This is a genomic window from Aquimarina rhabdastrellae, from assembly GCA_947387485.1.
In the GTDB taxonomy this organism is placed as follows: domain Bacteria; phylum Bacteroidota; class Bacteroidia; order Flavobacteriales; family Flavobacteriaceae; genus Aquimarina.
Genome location: CANDNT010000001.1, coordinates 833,685 through 852,154, shown reverse-complemented (window position 1 = coordinate 852,154; position 18,470 = coordinate 833,685). Strand labels below are relative to the sequence as shown.

The following is an 18,470-nucleotide window of genomic DNA, read 5'->3' as shown; positions in this document are numbered from 1 at the left end:
TTAAGAAGTATAAAGTATACACATTTTCATAAACCTAACGAAATACTAAATGAAAAGAGATATAGCTATTATTGGAATGTCTGGAAGATTTCCAAAATCGAATAGTATAGAAGAGTTTTGGGAAAACTTGGTCGAAGAAAAAGAATTAATACATTTTTTTTCAGATCAAGAGCTAGAGGAGAAAGGAGTAGAAAAGAAAGAACTTAATCAAGAACATTACGTAAAAGCATCTGCTTATGTAGAAAATACAAATGTTTTTGATTATCCCTTTTTTAAATATACTTTGGACGAAGCACGAATTATGAATCCTCAAACAAGATTGATGCATCATTTGGTTTGGGAAGCATTAGAAGATGCAGGGTGTAATATAGAAGAATATACCAAAAAAATTGGAATATTTTTTGGAGCCAACAAAGACTTAAATTGGAGTTTACATGCTTCGTTAACAAATGATTTAAATGTAGATCATTTAACCAAAGAAAAGTTATCAAACCCTAATTTTATGGCTTCTCTAATAGCATATAAATTGAACTTTAAAGGGCCGTGTTATTTTATTGATACAGCATGTTCAACATCGTTAAGTACCACACATCTTGCTTGTAGAAGTCTACTTTTAAATGAATGTGGGACAGCAGTGGTTGGAGGTGTAAGATTACTTTCTAGAGAGGATAATGGATATAAATATGTAGAAGGAACTATAATGTCTAAAGATGGACATAACCGTAGTTTTGATAGTGAATCCTCAGGAACAATAGGATCTGATGGGGCAGGTGTAGTAGTTTTAAAAAGATTGGAAGATGCTCTAAAGGATAATGATAACATTTATGCAGTTATAAAAGGGTCTGCAATGAATAATGATGGAAAGGCTAAAGCAGGGTATACAATGCCTAGTGTTGAAGGACAGTTTGAATGTATAAAATTAGCACAAAAAATAGCTGGAGTTGCACCAACAGATGTAACTTATATCGAAACTCATGGTACTGCTACAAAAATAGGAGACCCTATCGAAATAGAAGCTCTTAATAAGGTCTTTAATAATGATACTAATCATAAATGCGCTATTGGTACTATAAAGTCAAATATGGGACATGCCGATGAGGCTGCAGGAATTACAGGATTGATAAAAACAGCACTAGCAATAAATAATAAAATAATTCCCGCAAGTTTACATTACAAGAAACCAAACAAGACAATCAATTTTAATGAAGGTCCATTTTATGTTAATCACGCTTCTCAAAAATGGGAATCTGAAAATCAAAAACCACTTACAGCTGGTGTTAGTTCACTTGGAATTGGAGGAACAAACGTACATGTAGTACTCCAAGAAGCTCCCGTAGTTGAAAAAAGAAAAACAAATAAAACATATAAATTAATTAGATATTCTGCAAAAACAGAAACAGCATTAGAACAGTATGAAGATAAACTGCTAAAATTTGTAGAAAATAATGATATCGATATTTTTGACCTATCCTATACAATGCAACTAGGTAGAAAAAGATTTGATTTTGTAAAGTACTTGGCTGTAAAGGATAACAAAGAGCTCATTACATCTCTAAAAGAGAAAAATACTAAAACAACCATAGTTAAGCCTAAAAGTAACATTGTATTTATGTTTTCGGGGCAAGGGAGTCAGTATATAAATATGGGTAAAAACTTATATGATATATATCCTGTTTTTAAACAGTTTTTGGATAATGGGTTTAATTATTTGGAAGATTTAAGTGGTATTAATTATAGGGGAATTCTGTTTAATAATACTGATGAAGCTGTTAAAAAAATCAACCAAACGATTTATACACAACCTTTGTTATTTGTGTTTGAATATGCACTTGCACAATTACTTATTACTCTAGGAGTTAGACCAACTTATATGATTGGTCATAGTTTGGGAGAGTATATTGCGGCTACTATTAGTGGTGTTTTTTCTTTTGAAGAAGCATTAAAAATTATAAGCAGAAGAGCAGAATTAATGGCAAAGGTTCCTGAAGGAGACATGCTAAGCATAGCTGCATCTTTGCAAAGAGTGAGAAAAGAAGTACTTAGAAATGTATCAATAGCTGCGATAAATGCACATGATTCATTTGTAGTTTCGGGGGCAAAAAATGATATTGATTTAGTAAAAAAAGAATTAGAAAAAGAAGAAATTTTATTTACTGTTTTAAAAACTTCTCACGCTTTCCATTCCTCAATGATGGATGTTATACTTGAAGATTTTGAAGAAGCATTAAAAAATATCAAATTACAAAAACCACAAATTCCATTTATTTCTAATATTACAGGAGATTTTATTACAGAGGAAGAAGCTACTTCCGTAAAATATTGGTCAAATCATATTACCGCAGCTGTAGAATTTGAAAAAGGAATAAAAAAGCTTCTTGCAATTGATTATAGTTTATTCATAGAAATTGGTCCAGGGAGAACATTAACTAGTTTCTTTAAAAAATCACAAAATCAGAGCTTGTCAAATGATGTTTTGACTACAGTTAGACATCCTAAAGAAAATATTGATGACAATGAATTTTTTACAAAGTTTCTGGGGGAATTATGGAGTAATGGTTTAGACATTGATTGGGAGGAATATTATAAGGAAGATAAACCTAATAAAATATCTATTCCTACATATGCTTTTGATGAGTATGATATTCCTTCAAAAGTGACTTTAGATGATAGCATAGTTAAAAAAGAAAATCTTTTACAAACTAAAAAAGAGATTTCAAAAGCATTATTTATTCCTTCATGGAAATATGTTCCACGGAGTAAAAAAGTAGAAACGGTATTTTCAAAAGAAAAAAGAAGTCTTGTATTTAATAACGATTCTCCATTTGGAAAAAAGTTAATAGCGCAACTAAAACAAGATAATAAGGAAGTTATTGAGGTGGTTAAAGGAAATCAATTCAATATAGATTTACCTAATAAAATTACTATAAATCCTGACAGTTTATCAGATTATAATGATTTATTGTTACATCTTGAAACGATAAATTTTGAGCATGATTTTATAGTTTATGCATGGGAATTAAATGAAAATTCTTCTATAACAACACAAAATAGTTATTTAGGATATAATATGAAGTTTAATAATATCCTAAAAATGATTAAGGCTTTTAAACTTGAAGAAACAACAGATCCAAAGAAAGTAGTTATTATTTCTAATAAAAATTATAGGGTTACTGGTTCTGAGGATTTAAAACAAATAAATCAACATACACATACTTTATTAAAAGTTCTTACTCAGGAGTCTAAAAATGTTTACGCTTCATGTATAGATATTGATCTAGATAGCTATACTTTACAAGATATAGTAGCAATATCAAATGAATTAGAGATTTCTACCAAATTCTGTATTGTTGCTTTCAGGAATGATCGAAGGTGGATTCCGTACTATCAGCCATTGCAAACAGAAGAAAAAGAGAATTATAGAACACCTGTTATTAAGAAAAATGGTAATTATATAATTACAGGAACGTTGGATAATATCCAATATATATTGACAAATCATTTATTAAAAGAGTACCAGACGAATATAATAACTTTAACAGATAAGAATTTTGATGAGTGGAATGATGAATCAAAAGGGTTGTATGAGAAATTAAAAAAACAGCAAGGTACTATAACGATTTCATATGTGGATATATCAGATTATGAAAGTCTTTCGTCAGAAATAGAAAATATAGAAAATCGATTTGTTTCTATTGATGGTATTATTCATATGGCTAGAAATGTTGATGTAACCCAAGCCATGTTAGTAGAAGATATTATGGAAGATACCATAAAGAAACACTTTTTACCTAGGGTTAATGGACTTATTAATATCGATAGAATAGTTAAAGAAAAAGCTATAGATTTTGTGAAAATTATATCAAGTTTATCTTCTTTTCTAGGAGGGATTACATATGGAGCTTATGCCTCTGCTTCTGCACAAATGGATAATATTGTCTTAAGAAATAATAAGGAAAATTGGTCGATTTTAAACTTGGATAAAGTTGATGATGAAGATCCATGGATAAAACAAAATGAATTGATCAATGTTTTTCATTACTCATTTTTGCATAGTGATATAAAACAAGTATTAGTTTCTAAAAGGAACTTGAATAACCTTCCAGATATATCTGATAAAAAGAAATCTAAAGTAGGGGTTCAAATAAATAGAAAAATAATTAAGACTACATATACAGCTCCTAAAACTGATACAGAGTCTTTGGTGATCAATTTATTTGAAAATTTATTTGGAGTCACGGGTTTGGGAATAAAAGATGATTTTTTTGAATTAGGAGGAGATTCATTAAAAGCCGTATTGCTGATTAATAAATTGAGAAAAGATATAGGGGTTGTGATTAAAATGTCTGATATTTTTTCAAATAAAACAATTGAAGATATTTCGATAGTAATAGATCAAATAAAATGGATGCAAGAGGAGGATAATGAAATAGAAGAAGTAGACTCCATTGTAATCTAAAATAGTATTTGATAATTTTTTGACTACGTTATAAAAAATGTACCTAGTTTGAAACGGCTAGGTGTCCACTTTTCATTTAAGTTTCAATTCAGATAATCCATATAATAGCTTTATCCTAAAAGATCAGGTGTTACTTTTTTATATAAAAAGAAATATCGTGAATCTTCATGAAATAAAACATTTTTTTTAAAAAATAGGAAACCTATGAAAAAAATAAAAGAACTTTTTGTTGAGTTAAGAGAACAGCAAATAAAACTATTTTTAAAGGGAGATGATATTAAAATTTCATCTTATAAAGATAAGATTTCGCCAGAACAGATTCTGAAAATTAAATCTAACAAAGATGAAATTGTTAAATATTTAAAGAGTTTAAACGAGAATAACTCTGTAGAACCAATACCTGTCATTGAATCGAAATCTAAATACCCTATGTCTAACGCTCAACAAAGAGTTTGGATATTAAGTCAAACTAGTGAAGGGTCTACAGCATATAATCTACCTACAGAAATCGAATTAAATGGTAAACATGATCGAGATTGTTTAGAGCGTGCAATACTGTCTGTTATAGAACGACATGAGATTTTACGTACGCTATTCAATGAAGATGAGAATGGAGAACCTTACCAAATCGTTTTGGATTATAATGAGGTAAAATTTAATATGGAGTTTTTCGACTTTAGAGGAGAAAAGGATCCTCAAGCTGCTTCAAAAACATATGTTTTATCAGATTCATTTAAGCCATTTGATTTAGCTAAAGGGCCTTTGTTAAGAGCTAGCTTATTGCAAGTAAGCGATGATAAGTTTATTTTCTATTATAATATGCATCACATTATAAGTGATGGATGGTCTATGGAAGTATTGATTGGTGATGTTATGAAATATTATAATGCATATGTAAGCGGAGAAAACCCAAAAATTTCTCCATTAAGAATACAATATAAAGATTATTCAGCGTGGCAATTAGCCCAAGTTAATGATACTAATAATCAAAAACATAAAGAATATTGGACTTCTTTGTTAGATGGAACAATACCTGTATTAGATTTACCTTCCAAGAAAAGAAGACCAATAGACAAGACATTTTCAGGTAAGAGTCTGGGAATGCATATTTCATCAGAAATAATAGAAAACTTACAACATTTTGTAAAAGGAAACGGTGGAAGTTTATTTATGGGGCTATTGACAGTTTCTAAAATTTTATTATATAAATATACCGGAGAAACTGATATCGTAATAGGAAACCCAATTGCAGGAAGAGATCACTCAGACTTAGAAAATCAAATAGGTGTTTATATAAATACGTTAGCTCTAAGGAGTGATATCGATCCTAACAATAGTTTTATCGAGTTGTTTGAAAAAATTAAAGAAACTACTTTAAAATCATTAGAGCATCAGATGTATCCATTTGATAGGCTTTTGGAGGATTTAAATATTAGAAGAGCAGTTAACAGAAGCCCTTTATTCGATATTTTGATTAATTATCTAGGAGTAGCAGAGTCATCAATGTATGAACTAAGTAATCATAAAGTATGTGATTTAGGAGAGAAAATGATCTTGTTTGATATTGAGATTGATTTTACAGAGGTTGCAAGCGGAATAGATTTTATTGTTAGATACAATGATGATGTTTATGAAAATGAAACAATCCAAAACTTCATATTACATTATAAAATACTATTAAATGAGCTTTTAAAGTACTCAGATAAGAGTATTGGTAAAGCAAAATACTTACTAGAAGAGGAAAGAGAAGTTTTGCTAAATGAATTTAATGATACTAAAGTACTTTATCCAAAAGATAAAACAGTAGTAGATTTGTTTACAGAGCAAGTAAACATTACTCCGGATGCTGTTTCTGTCCTATTTAAAGATCAAACAATTACTTATAAAGAATTAGATAAGAAATCAAATTATTTAGCTCATCACCTTATAAAAAAGGGAGTATCAAAAGAAGATTTTGTCCCTATCTGTATGGATAAAAGTATTGAAATGGTTATAGGAATATTGGCCGTATTAAAAAGTGGAGGTGCATATGTTCCTATTGATCCTAATTATCCAAAAGAACGTATTGATTATATATTAGAAGATACAAAATCCAATGTTATTTTAAGTGCTTTAGAATTTGAGAATGTTTTGGAAGGGTATATCTCTAAAGAAATAATTTACTTAGATCAAGAATACGATATTGGACAAGAGGATAATCTATGTACTCCAAACAACCAATTATCTCCAGATAATTTAGCATATTTAATTTATACTTCTGGAAGCACAGGAAAACCTAAGGGAGTAAAAATTGAACATAAGGCTTTGGTTAATTTTTTACTTAGCATGTGTGATCATCTTACATTTGATCAAAATATTAAATTTTTAAGCCTTACTACATTTACATTTGATATTTCAATATTAGAAATCTTATCTCCCTTATTATTAGGAGGACAATTGATTTTAGTAAAAGATGAAGAAGCTAAAGATCCAGAATACATAACTTCTGTTATCCATAAAACTAAACCTAATTGTATTCAGGGAACCCCATCAAGATGGAAAATGTTATTATCAAATGAAGGAGAAGTCTTAGAAAATCTTACCTTATTATCTGGTGGTGAATCGATTGATTATGAGCTTAAAGAGAAGTTGACAAAGTTAAGTAATAATGTATGGAATCTTTATGGACCAACCGAAACTACTATATGGTCATGTGCTTCTAGATTACTAAAAGAAAGAAAAATAACAATAGGTAAACCTATTGCCAATACGCAAATATATATACTAGGTGAACATTTATCCTTAATACCTCAAGGAATGGTAGGACAACTTTGTATTGGAGGAACAGGGTTGGCAAGAGGGTACTTAAACCATTCTGAATTAACAAATGAAAAATTTGTAAATAACCCTTTTGAAGATGGAGAACGATTATATTTAACAGGGGATTTGGCACGTTGGTTACCAGATGGAACGATAGAATTTTTAGGAAGAAATGATCATCAAATAAAGATTAATGGTTATCGAATCGAAGTAGGAGAGATAGAACATGCCTTAGCTCAGATAGAAGATATAGAGCAATCGGTAGTAACTGCTATAAAAGATGATAATGGTATTGTACAATTAGTAGGATATATTATAAGTACTAAAGAGATAAATCAAAAGAAAATACAAGATGATTTATTAAATAAACTTCCAGAATATATGGTTCCTAGGATTTATGTGCAACTGGAAGAGATACCATTGACACACAATGGAAAAATAAACAGAAAAGTTCTTCCTCTTCCTGTGATTAAGGAGGAATATGTTGAGCCATATAATGAGGTTCAAAGAAAATTAACCAAAATATGGGAAGATATTTTACAAATTGAAAAAGTAGGTATTAGAGATGATTTTTTTCAAGTAGGAGGTAACAGTCTACGAGGAATTAGAATGTTAAATGCTATTAATAAAGAATTTGGACTAAAGTATGATTTAAGAGGAATATACGCAGAAAATACAATTGAATTAATAGGAGAAAGAATAGAAGTGGATTTAACTTTTAAGGAAGATAAAGTATTAGACGAAAATGAGTTTAGTGAGATCAAAATATAATTATACTGATTTGAAAAATAAACATAATAAATAAAAAATATAGGATATGATCATATGTGGTTTAAAGCTTACTCATGATGGTGCTATAGCATTAATTGATAATGGAAAGTTAATTTTTAGCTATGAGATGGAAAAACTCAACAATAATACAAGATTTTCAGATTTATTAGATCTTAATCTTCAGTTTCTAGCTTCTGTATTAGCAGATAATGATTATAAAATTGAAGATATTGATAAAATCGTTATCGATGGTTGGGGAGAAGATATTTCGGAAGAAATGGAATTAGAGAACGATGCTCCAGTGTTTTTTACAAAAATCAAAGATTTTACTAATAAAGATTTTGAAATTGAATTTGGGAGATATGGAATGTATGTGAGAGACGAAAATGTTCTAGACGTACAATCATTTTCTTATGAAAAGAACAACTTTTCGTATAATAGTTATTTACATGTGTCAGGACATATCATGGGGGGGTATTGCACAAGTCCGTTTGCTCAAAGGAATGAAGACTCATATATTCTTGTTTGGGATGGAGGAATGTTTCCTCAATGTTTTTTCTTTAATGCAGCTACAAAAACTATTGATAATCTGGGCTCTATATTTCATATAAAAGGGGATAGTTATGCATCATTTGCGTCAAATTATAAACCGTTTATAAACTTTGAAAAAGGAGGGCTTTCTATTGCAGGAAAAGTTATGGCTTATATAGCATTAGGAAAATGTATACCAGAAGTGCTAGAGTTTTTTAAGACCTCTTTTAATAAAAATGAAGAAGAGATTAGCAATGATAAAATTACCGATTTAAGTGGGTTACTAGGAAAATCAATAGGACTATTAAAAGAATTTGTAATATATGGCGAAATTAATGGTATTGAAGCGGTAGATTTAATGGCAACATACCATATTTTTTTACGAGATATTTTATTAGAGAAATTAACAGATTTGGTAAGTAAATACCCTGATAATAAAAGAAATATATGCCTGGTGGGTGGGTGTGCATTGAATATCAAATGGAATAGTCATATTAGAAACTCAGGAGTATTTGAAGAAATTTGGGTTCCTCCATTTCCCAATGATTCAGGTAGCGCAATTGGTACAGCATGCTGCGAAATGGTGAAAAACACAAATACATTGGCTTTAAAATGGGATGTATATAAAGGACCAAATTTAAAGAAGTTTAATGACACTATAGAATCTTGGATTAGCATAGATTGTTCAATTAAAGAATTAGCCTTTATAATACATAAGTTTGACGAACCAGTTATTTTTCTTAATGGTCAAGCAGAATTAGGACCGAGAGCATTAGGGAATAGAAGCATTCTATCAGCACCTGTATCTCCAACTATGAAAAGTATATTGAATAAGGTTAAAGGAAGAGAAGATTATAGACCTGTAGCTCCAATATGTATTGTTGAAGATGCGCCAGATGTTTTTAGTCCTGGTACGCCTGACCCTTATATGTTATATGATCATCGAGTAAAAGAAGATTGGGTAGATAAAATTCCAGCAATAACCCATTTAGATGGAACAGCCCGCCTTCAAACAGTTAGTGAAGAAAGCAATCCAGAAGTATATTTACTATTGCAGGAATATAAAAAGTTAAGTGGTGTTCCTTTACTATGTAACACTAGCGCAAATCACAACGGAAAAGGTTTTTTTCCCGATGTAAAGAGTGTTATGGATTGGGGTAAAGTAAATGCTATTTGGAGTGAAGGAAAAATCTATGTCAAAAAAGGAGAAAGCATTTATTTGAAATCTGAACTTTTCGAAGTTTTGGAAAAGCCTTATTAATGAATATCAAATTATACTGAGATTTTATAGAAAATCTACCAAAAAATCTATTTTTTTTATGAAAACACTTTTGCAAAAACTGGTTAGAGAAAATATTCATTTGAGCCTTAATGAGGGAGAATTATCTGTGAAAATTCCCAAAACAGGAGTAGATCCAGCCATCATTAATGAAATAAAAACAAAAAAATTAGATTTAATTGAATATTTGTCCAATTTAACAGATCCAAATAACTCGGAAATACCGGTTTTAAAAAAACAAGAAAACTATCCGTTATCATTTAATCAAAAGCGTATTTGGAACTTGTGTCAATTAGAAAAAGGCTCTATTGCTTATAACATCCCAGGCTCGGTTATTTTAGAAATTACTGACAAAGATAGATTTTTACGAGCACTAGATTTGGTTATAGATAGACATGAAGTATTAAGAACGGTTTTTAAAATAAATGAGTCGGGAGAAGTAAGACAATATATTCTAAATAGAGAAGACATACAATTTAAAATTAATTATTATGACTTTCGAGAAGAAGAGCATCAAGAACAACGATTAAAAACCATAATCGATACAGACGCTTTTATACCTTTTGATTTAGAAAATGGTCCTTTGTTCAGAGCTTTTTTATTTCGAACAAAAGGAGATCAGCACCTTCTTTATTATAATATGCATAGTATCGCTTTTGATGGAGAATCAATAGAAATATTTACTCGTGATACAATGGCTTTTTCAGAAGCCTTAAAAGCTAATAAAACACCAGATCATCAGGAGTTGAAAATTCAATACAAAGAGTTTGCAGACTGGCAAATAAATAGAATAGAAAAAAATGAATTAAAAGAATATCAAGATTATTGGTTAAATCATTTATCAGGAAATCTAGCATTGCTTGATATGCCAAATCAAAAAGAGAGACCTAAGATAAAAACATTTTCTGGACGATTACTGGGAACAAACATTACTGTAGAGACTTCCGAAAAATTAAAAAGGTTTGTAAATGAAAAAGGAGGAAACCTATTTATGGGGATTATGGCTTCTTGGAAGGTTTTTATTTATAAATGCACATCTGAGGAAGATTTAATACTAGGTACTCCAGCTTTGGGACGAGATCATCCCGATCTCGAAAATCAAGTAGGGCCTTATATTAATACGATTGCCGTTCGTAATCAGTTAGATCCAAATGAGAATTTTTTAAGTTTTTACAATAAAGTCAAAGATACGGTTTCAAAATCTTATGCCTTTCAAATGTATCCTTATGAAAAAATTGTTGAAGATCTAAAATTAAATAGAGATAAAAGTAGGAATCCTATTTTTGATATCGTATTACTACTTCAAAGAGAAGAACAAATGCTGGGAGACTTTCCTCTTACAGGAAATGAATCGGGAACAATTATTGAAGGAGGGATTGGAAAAAAATATGTAAGTACAGTTGTAGCAAAATATGATATGGAAATTGACTTTCGAGAGCTAGGAGGATGTCTTTGGTTTAATATTAACTATAATACAGATCTTTATGAAAAAGATACTATAGTAAATCTCATGATTTCTTATAAGAACTTACTAGAGCAAATGTTAGATGACTATATGAAGCCTATTAATAGCTTACCAAGTATAAATATCTTAACACCAGAACAAATATAGTTGTTTTCTTTGCCTGGAATAGATGCAATAAATTTACCATTGAGTATGAAACAGAGTGTGATTTTATTTTATTATAATAAATAATTTAGAATATATCATTTTCTTTACTCTTTGTCAACATAGGTTTCATATATAACCTAGCCTTGTCTTGTCTTATGGTTTTTAGACCTATAAAGTTGTTCTCAACTAAAGAAGAATTATAATCAAGTTCTGTATTAGCTTGTTTAATCAATACCATTTTCAAAAATAACCATTAATAACTTTTTAAGACAATATTAAATATTGGATTTCTAGCAGTATATCCTAAGTAGGAGTATTCCCCCTTGCTTGAAATATCATAATATCTTAAACATTTAATCTCAAAATGAAAACATTTCTATCAAAGCTTATTCAAGAAAATATTCATATAAGTCTCGTTGAGGGTGAGTTATCAGTGAAAGCTCCAAAAGAAGGGGTAGATCCTTCTATCATAGAAGAAATTAAATCCAGGAAACAAGATTTAATTACGTACCTAAGTAATCTCAAAAAGAATGAGAATAGTATTTCTGATTATATTGATAACGTACCAAAAAGTGAATATTATTTAATCTCTAACGCTCAACATAGATTATGGGTTTTAAGTCAATTTGAGAATGGTTCTGAAGCATATAACATGTTTAATTCTATTAAGTTAGAAGGTAATTATGATATTGATAGTTTTAAACGCTCGATATGGAGTGTTTTAGAGCGTCATGAGATATTACGTACCGTTTTTCGAGAAAATTCAGAAGGGGTAATACATCAAATAGTCTTACAACTATCTGGGTTAGGATTTAATATAGGATATAAAGATTTCAGAGAAGAAGAAAATGCGGAGCAATGTGCCCAAAAGTATATGCAAAAAGATTGGTATGTGCCTTTCGATTTAGAAAAGGGACCCTTGCTACGTGTTTGCTTGTTGCAACTAACTGACACAGCATATATTTTTTACTATAATATGCATCATATAATAAGTGATGGTTGGTCGATGAATATATTGACACGAGATGTATTTTCTTATTACAATCATTATACAAAAGGTGAAGAATTAATACTTCCTGAATTACGAATACAATATAAAGATTATGCTGCGTGGCAATTAACACAGTTAGAAACTGAAACCTATCAAATTCATAGGCGATATTGGTTGAACAAACTCTCGGGGGACTTACCAGTATTAGATTTACCTGCTTTTAAAAATCGTCCTTTGTTGAAAACTCATAACGGTAGAGATTTAAGTACTTATATGAGTGCAGAAGATACAAAAGCTATGCGAGCTTATGTAAAAAAGAGAGGAGGAACATTATTTATGTTTTTATTAGCATCTCTGAAAGTGTTGTTTTATCGTTATACAAGTCAAGAAGATATAGTAGTCGGAAGCTCAAGTGCGGCAAGAGAACATCCGGATTTAGAAGATCAAATAGGATTTTATATAAATACCTTGGTTTTAAGGAGTACTATAAATGGTAATATGACATTTGATGAATTTTATGAACAATTAAAACAAGATTTGTTTGACGCTCAAGCTCATCAAAAATATCCTTTTGATCGATTGATAGAAGAATTAGATTTAAATATAGATGTCAGCCGAAGATCCTTTGCGGATGTAAGAGTGATTTTACAAAATACAGTTGATACTCAGGAAACCTCTGTTGCAGCTACTGAAGATATTGGGGGTATTAAGGATCATGGTAAAACAATGTCTAAGTTTGATGTTTTATTTGCCTTTACAGAAGTAGGGGATAATGTCTCAATGAGAGTAACATATAATACAGATGTATATGACTATGATATGATTGCCGGGTTGATGATTCATTATCAAAATCTTGTTAGGAAGATAGTAAAAGAAAATAGTCTTGGAGTCGGGAAATTACAGTATATAGAATCCTCAGAGCGGTCAGAAGTATTATATGATTTCAATACTACGTCTATTTGTTATCCAGAAGATAAAACAATTTTGGATTTATTTTCTAATCAGGTAACAAATACCCCGGATGCTATAGCAGTAGTTTTTGAAGATATAAGATTAACATATAAAGAATTAGATGAATATTCTGGTCATTTGGCCTATTATCTACAGGATAATTATGATATAGTTCCAGGAGATTTGATAGGGACTATGTTACCAGTTTCTAGTTGGTCTATGATTTCTATTCTAGGGATTCTTAAATCTGGAGCAGCTTATGTTCCTATTGATCCGGAGACTCCAGGTAATAGGGTTCAATATCTTATCGATGATACTAATGTTAAGGCATTGCTTATTGTTTCGGAAGATACATCAAATGTTCAGCAGTACAGTGTGGATGCTTTAGCTGTTGATAGTGTTTGTAACTTTTTTGAAGGAGAGGTTCCTTCATTATTGCATAATCCTATTTCTGAAGATTTGGCTTATGTGATTTATACTTCTGGTTCTACGGGCAATCCTAAAGGAGTTATGATCACCCATGCTAATTTGATAGACTATATACACGGTCTTTTTGAGCACACAGGTATTAAATCGTGTAATAGTTTTGCATTGATGTCTAATATTGCTACGGATCTTGGTAATACTGTGTTATACGGTTCGTTGCTTTCAGGGGGTACGCTCTATTTACCAAAGAAGGATACTCTTCGCAATGTTGATGCAATTCATGAATATTTTACTAAACATTCAATTGATTGTATTAAGATTGTTCCTACTCATTGGCAAGCTTTATCAGCAGATGATGTTTTACTTTTACCCAATCGTTTGATCATTTTTGGAGGAGATGTTTTACAAGTTCCTTATGTTGATGAGATCCAATTACAGGCTCCTGATTTAGAAATTGTTAACCACTACGGACCTACAGAGACTACTATTGGTAAGTTATTACTCACCATTGATAGCGATGTTACCTATCCCTGTATTCCTATTGGCACTCCATTTTCACAGACTTCGGTTTACGTTGTTGATGATTATCTTAATCTCTGCCCAGTTGGTATACCTGGAGAGTTATTAATTGGAGGTAAGGGAGTTGGTAAGGGATATCTTAATAACCCAAATCTCACTCAAGAAGTTTTTATTGAAAACCCATTTGTAGATACGGATGAAAAGGTTTATAAGACAGGTGATTTGGTAAGAATGTTGCCTAATGGTAATATCGAATTTATAGGCAGAAAAGATCATCAAGTTAAGATAAATGGACATAGAATTGAACTAGGAGAGGTAGAAAGTGCTCTTGTCGAAAATAAAAAACTTCGTGAAGTAATTGTTTTAGCAAAAGAAAATACAGAAGGCTTAATGGAGATGGTAACCTATTTTACCTCTTTGGAAGAAGTACCTGCTAAAGAATTGATAAATTACTTAAAGCTCAAGTTACCAGAACATATGATTCCGTCTTCATTTGTTAAAATGAATGAATTTCCTCTAACTCCAAATGGTAAAATAGATAGAAAAAAACTTTTGAATATTGAAAATGAAGAGTTAAAAGCAGAAAAAGATTACGTTGCTCCCAGGAATGAAGATGAAGAAAAAATAGTTGAAATTTGGGAAGACATTTTGAAACGAAAGAACATTGGCGTTGAAGACAGTTTTTTTGAAATAGGAGGACATAGCATAAAAGCTATTTTATTGTTAAATAAATATCAAAAGCTATTTGATGTAAAAATATCTATATCTAATTTATTTGCAAATGCTACAATAGCAAGTCAATTAGCACTAATAAAGAGCCTTAAGAAAGATAAATTTGTTAAAATTAAAAAAGTAGAAAAAAGTGATAGTTATCCTATCTCTTATGGCCAGAGAAGATTATGGATATTGAGCCAATTTAACAATGGTTCTGCAGCTTATAATATTCCTTATTGGTTTAAATTAAAAGAAGAGTATGATATAAAAGCATTAGAAAAAGCTATTTTGAAAACAATAGAACGCCATGAGGTATTAAGAACTCAATTTAAAATTAATGAGGAAGGGGAAGTAAGACAGTATATCAGGGAGATTGAGGATGTAGATTTTGAGTTGACTTATAAAGATTTTACAAACAATACTGAACAAGCGCTTTCATATATAACAAACGATGTATTCAAAGCATTTGACCTGGAAAACGGAATGCTTTTAAGAGCTTCTTTATTGCAAATAGCTGAAAAAGAGTATTATTTTTATTTCAATATGCATCATATTATTAGTGATGGGTGGTCTATGAAAGTTTTATCTAAAGACATATTACATTTTTATAACTCTTACACATCGAAACAAAAACCTTCACTTGATAATTTAAGTATTCAGTATAAAGATTATGCTTCATGGCAGTTATCTCAAGTAGAATCTGACGAATACAGGAAATCTAAACAATACTGGTTGGAAAAATTATCTGGAGAATTACCAAAAATTAGCTTGCCAAATTCTAAATTAAGACCTGGTGTACGAACATATAAAGGAAAAGGTTTGTCTACATATATAGACAAGAATACAACATCTTTGGTAAAGAAATATGCCTTAAATAATGATGGGAGTGTTTATATAAGTTTATTATCAACGTTATTAGTTCTATTGAATCGATATACTTCGGATAAAGATATTATAATTGGAAGTCCTATAGCAGCAAGAGACCATTTTGATTTAAAAGATCAAATAGGTTTTTATGTAAATACAATTGCATTTAGGAATAGTATAGATTCAGATGTAGCCTTTGGTCAATTTTATGATCAGATAAGAAAAAGTACATTAGAAGATTATAATCATCAAATGTACCCTTTTGATAAATTAGTTGAAGAGATGAATTTGGTAAAGGATACTAGTCGAAATCCTATTTTCGATATCATGTTGATTCTTCAGAATAATCGAGATAATAATTATACAATGGATTCTTTAAACCAGGAAGATATTGACCTGGTTAAAGAATATTCAAATGTGTCATCAAAATTTGATTTAGAATTTGTTTTCGAAGAAGTAGCCGACTATCTTTCTTTTTCTGTTAATTATAACGAAGATATATATACTTCCGAATCAATACGAGAAATAGTATTTCACTTTAAGACATTAATTAGATTGTTATTTGAGAATCCTGAAAGTACTATTGGAAGTGTTAACTTTTTATCAGAAAAAGAAGAACATTTGTTATTAAAAGATTTTAATGATACCGTAATAGATTATCCTGAAAATAGAGCAATTCTAAGTTATTTTGAAGATCAGGTTCAGTTAAGACCAAATGAAATTGCAATTGATTTTGAGGGTAAGGAGTTTACTTATAATCAGGTAGATGAAATGTCAAATCAAATAGCACACTATTTAATAAATGAATATAGTGTTGTTAAAGAGGATATGATTGCGGTTAAACTTGAAAGAAATGAATGGATGGTGTTGTCTATTTTGGGAATATTAAAATCAGGAGCGGCTTATGTTCCAATAGCTCCGGATTACCCTCGAAATAGAGTTTCTTATATCATAGAAGATGCTAATTGTAAGGTTTGTATTGATTTGGATGAATTGAATAAATTGAATAAAGAAATTTACCCAAAAACAAGACCTGAAATAGAAATTAATAATAATGATTTAGCTTATGTAATTTATACATCGGGAAGTACTGGTACTCCCAAAGGAGTGCTTATAGAGCATCAGGGAATGATGAATAGGTTTTTATGGATGATGAAAGATTTAGATATTAATTCAGACGATGTATTTCTTCAGAAAACCCCCTACACTTTTGATGTTTCGGTATGGGAACTATTAATACCTTTTATGTGTGGTGGTAAGTTAGTTATAGCCAAACCAGAAGGACATAAATCTCCAGATTATTTAGAATCAATTATAATAAATAAAGAAATTACAATAATTCATTTTGTTCCGTCGATGCTTAAAATAGCTGTTGAAATGATTAAATGGAAAGAGGTAAGTAAATTACGTCATGTTGTATGTAGTGGAGAAGCTTTGTCAGTTCAATTAGAGAACGAATTTAAAGAAGTCTATCAAAAAGCGGATTTACATAATTATTATGGACCTACAGAAGCATCTATAGATGTTACAAAAGTTAATCTGACACAAAACCCTTCTAAAGAAACATTGGTATCAATTGGTAAACCTGTAGACAATACAGAAATATTTATTGTAAATGAACAGCTTGCTTTACAGCCAATAGGGGTTCCGGGAGAGATACTTATAGGGGGAGTTCAGTTAGCAAGAGAATATTTAAACAAAGAAGAATTAACCAGTCGAAAATTTATAGTTAGTCCATTTGATAAAAATAAACGATTATATAAATCAGGAGATATAGGAAGGTTCCTTTCAGATGGGAGTATTCAGTACATAGGTAGAAAGGATAACCAAATAAAGATTAGAGGTAACAGGGTAGAATTAGGAGAAATAGAAAATGCTATTTATGATTTCGATTTAATCGATCAGGTTGTAGTTACGGTTAAGGAGAAACAGAATGAAAATAAAGAATTGGTAGCCTTTTTTATCTCAAAAGAGAAATTAGATACCAGAGAGTTAATAAATTATCTAAAAACCTTGCTTCCCTACTATATGGTACCTTCATATTTGATTCAAGTGGATGAAATTCCCCTAAACTTAAATGGAAAAGTAGATAATAAGCAGTTGTTGAAATTATCAGATAATTATAAAGACGAAACCATTAGTTATTTGGAACCTACAAATGAAGTAGAAGAAAAATTGGTTGTCATTGTAGAAAATATCTTAGGGCATAAAGGTATTGGTATTGAAGATGATTTTTTCCTTTTAGGGGGCGATAGTATAAAACTTATTAGATTACGTAATGAGATACTTAGTTCATTTGAACTAAAAATAGGAATTGAAGATTTATTTACTTTAAAAAATGTTAGAGAGGTTGCTGACTATATCCTGAATTTACAATGGAATATTGCAGAGCAAGAAAAAGAAGATGTAGAGGGGGTTAGTTTTACAATTTAAGAATATCTATATCAGGTAATAATGTGATAAAAACTTTACAATAGACACAATTACCTAAATCTAAATCACATTTTAATTTATTAGACAAATCTCTTAGTATTCCAAAATTTCTAAACTATTT

Annotated in this window: 5 protein-coding genes; all 5 read left to right on the top strand. The window is 30.2% G+C overall.

Going from position 1 to position 18,470, the window contains the following annotated elements; translation table 11 throughout:
- The first annotated feature begins 49 nt into the window (after positions 1–49).
- The 5 genes from ACYEKI_RS03495 (at position 50) to ACYEKI_RS03475 (ending at position 18,349) form a co-directional block, all read left to right on the top strand.
- Positions 50–4,456: a type I polyketide synthase gene (locus ACYEKI_RS03495; protein WP_459209773.1), complete on the top strand. Its 4,407-nt coding sequence runs from the start codon at positions 50–52 to the stop codon at positions 4,454–4,456.
- Between the two features lie 204 nt (positions 4,457–4,660).
- Positions 4,661–8,026, top strand: coding sequence for a non-ribosomal peptide synthetase (locus tag ACYEKI_RS03490; protein ID WP_459209772.1), 3,366 nt, complete (start codon positions 4,661–4,663; stop codon positions 8,024–8,026).
- A gap of 46 nt (positions 8,027–8,072) precedes the next feature.
- The gene (locus tag ACYEKI_RS03485; protein ID WP_459209771.1) at positions 8,073–9,818 is read left to right on the top strand and encodes a carbamoyltransferase N-terminal domain-containing protein; all 1,746 of its coding nucleotides are present in this window, start codon (positions 8,073–8,075) and stop codon (positions 9,816–9,818) included.
- 58 nt (positions 9,819–9,876) lie between these two features.
- Entirely contained in the window at positions 9,877–11,448 is a 1,572-nt protein-coding gene (locus tag ACYEKI_RS03480) for a condensation domain-containing protein (RefSeq protein WP_459209770.1), read from the top strand.
- A 364-nt stretch (positions 11,449–11,812) separates the two neighbouring features.
- Complete coding sequence (locus ACYEKI_RS03475; RefSeq protein ID WP_459209769.1) at positions 11,813–18,349, top strand: amino acid adenylation domain-containing protein; 6,537 nt, start codon at positions 11,813–11,815, stop codon at positions 18,347–18,349.
- Positions 18,350–18,470 lie beyond the last annotated feature (121 nt).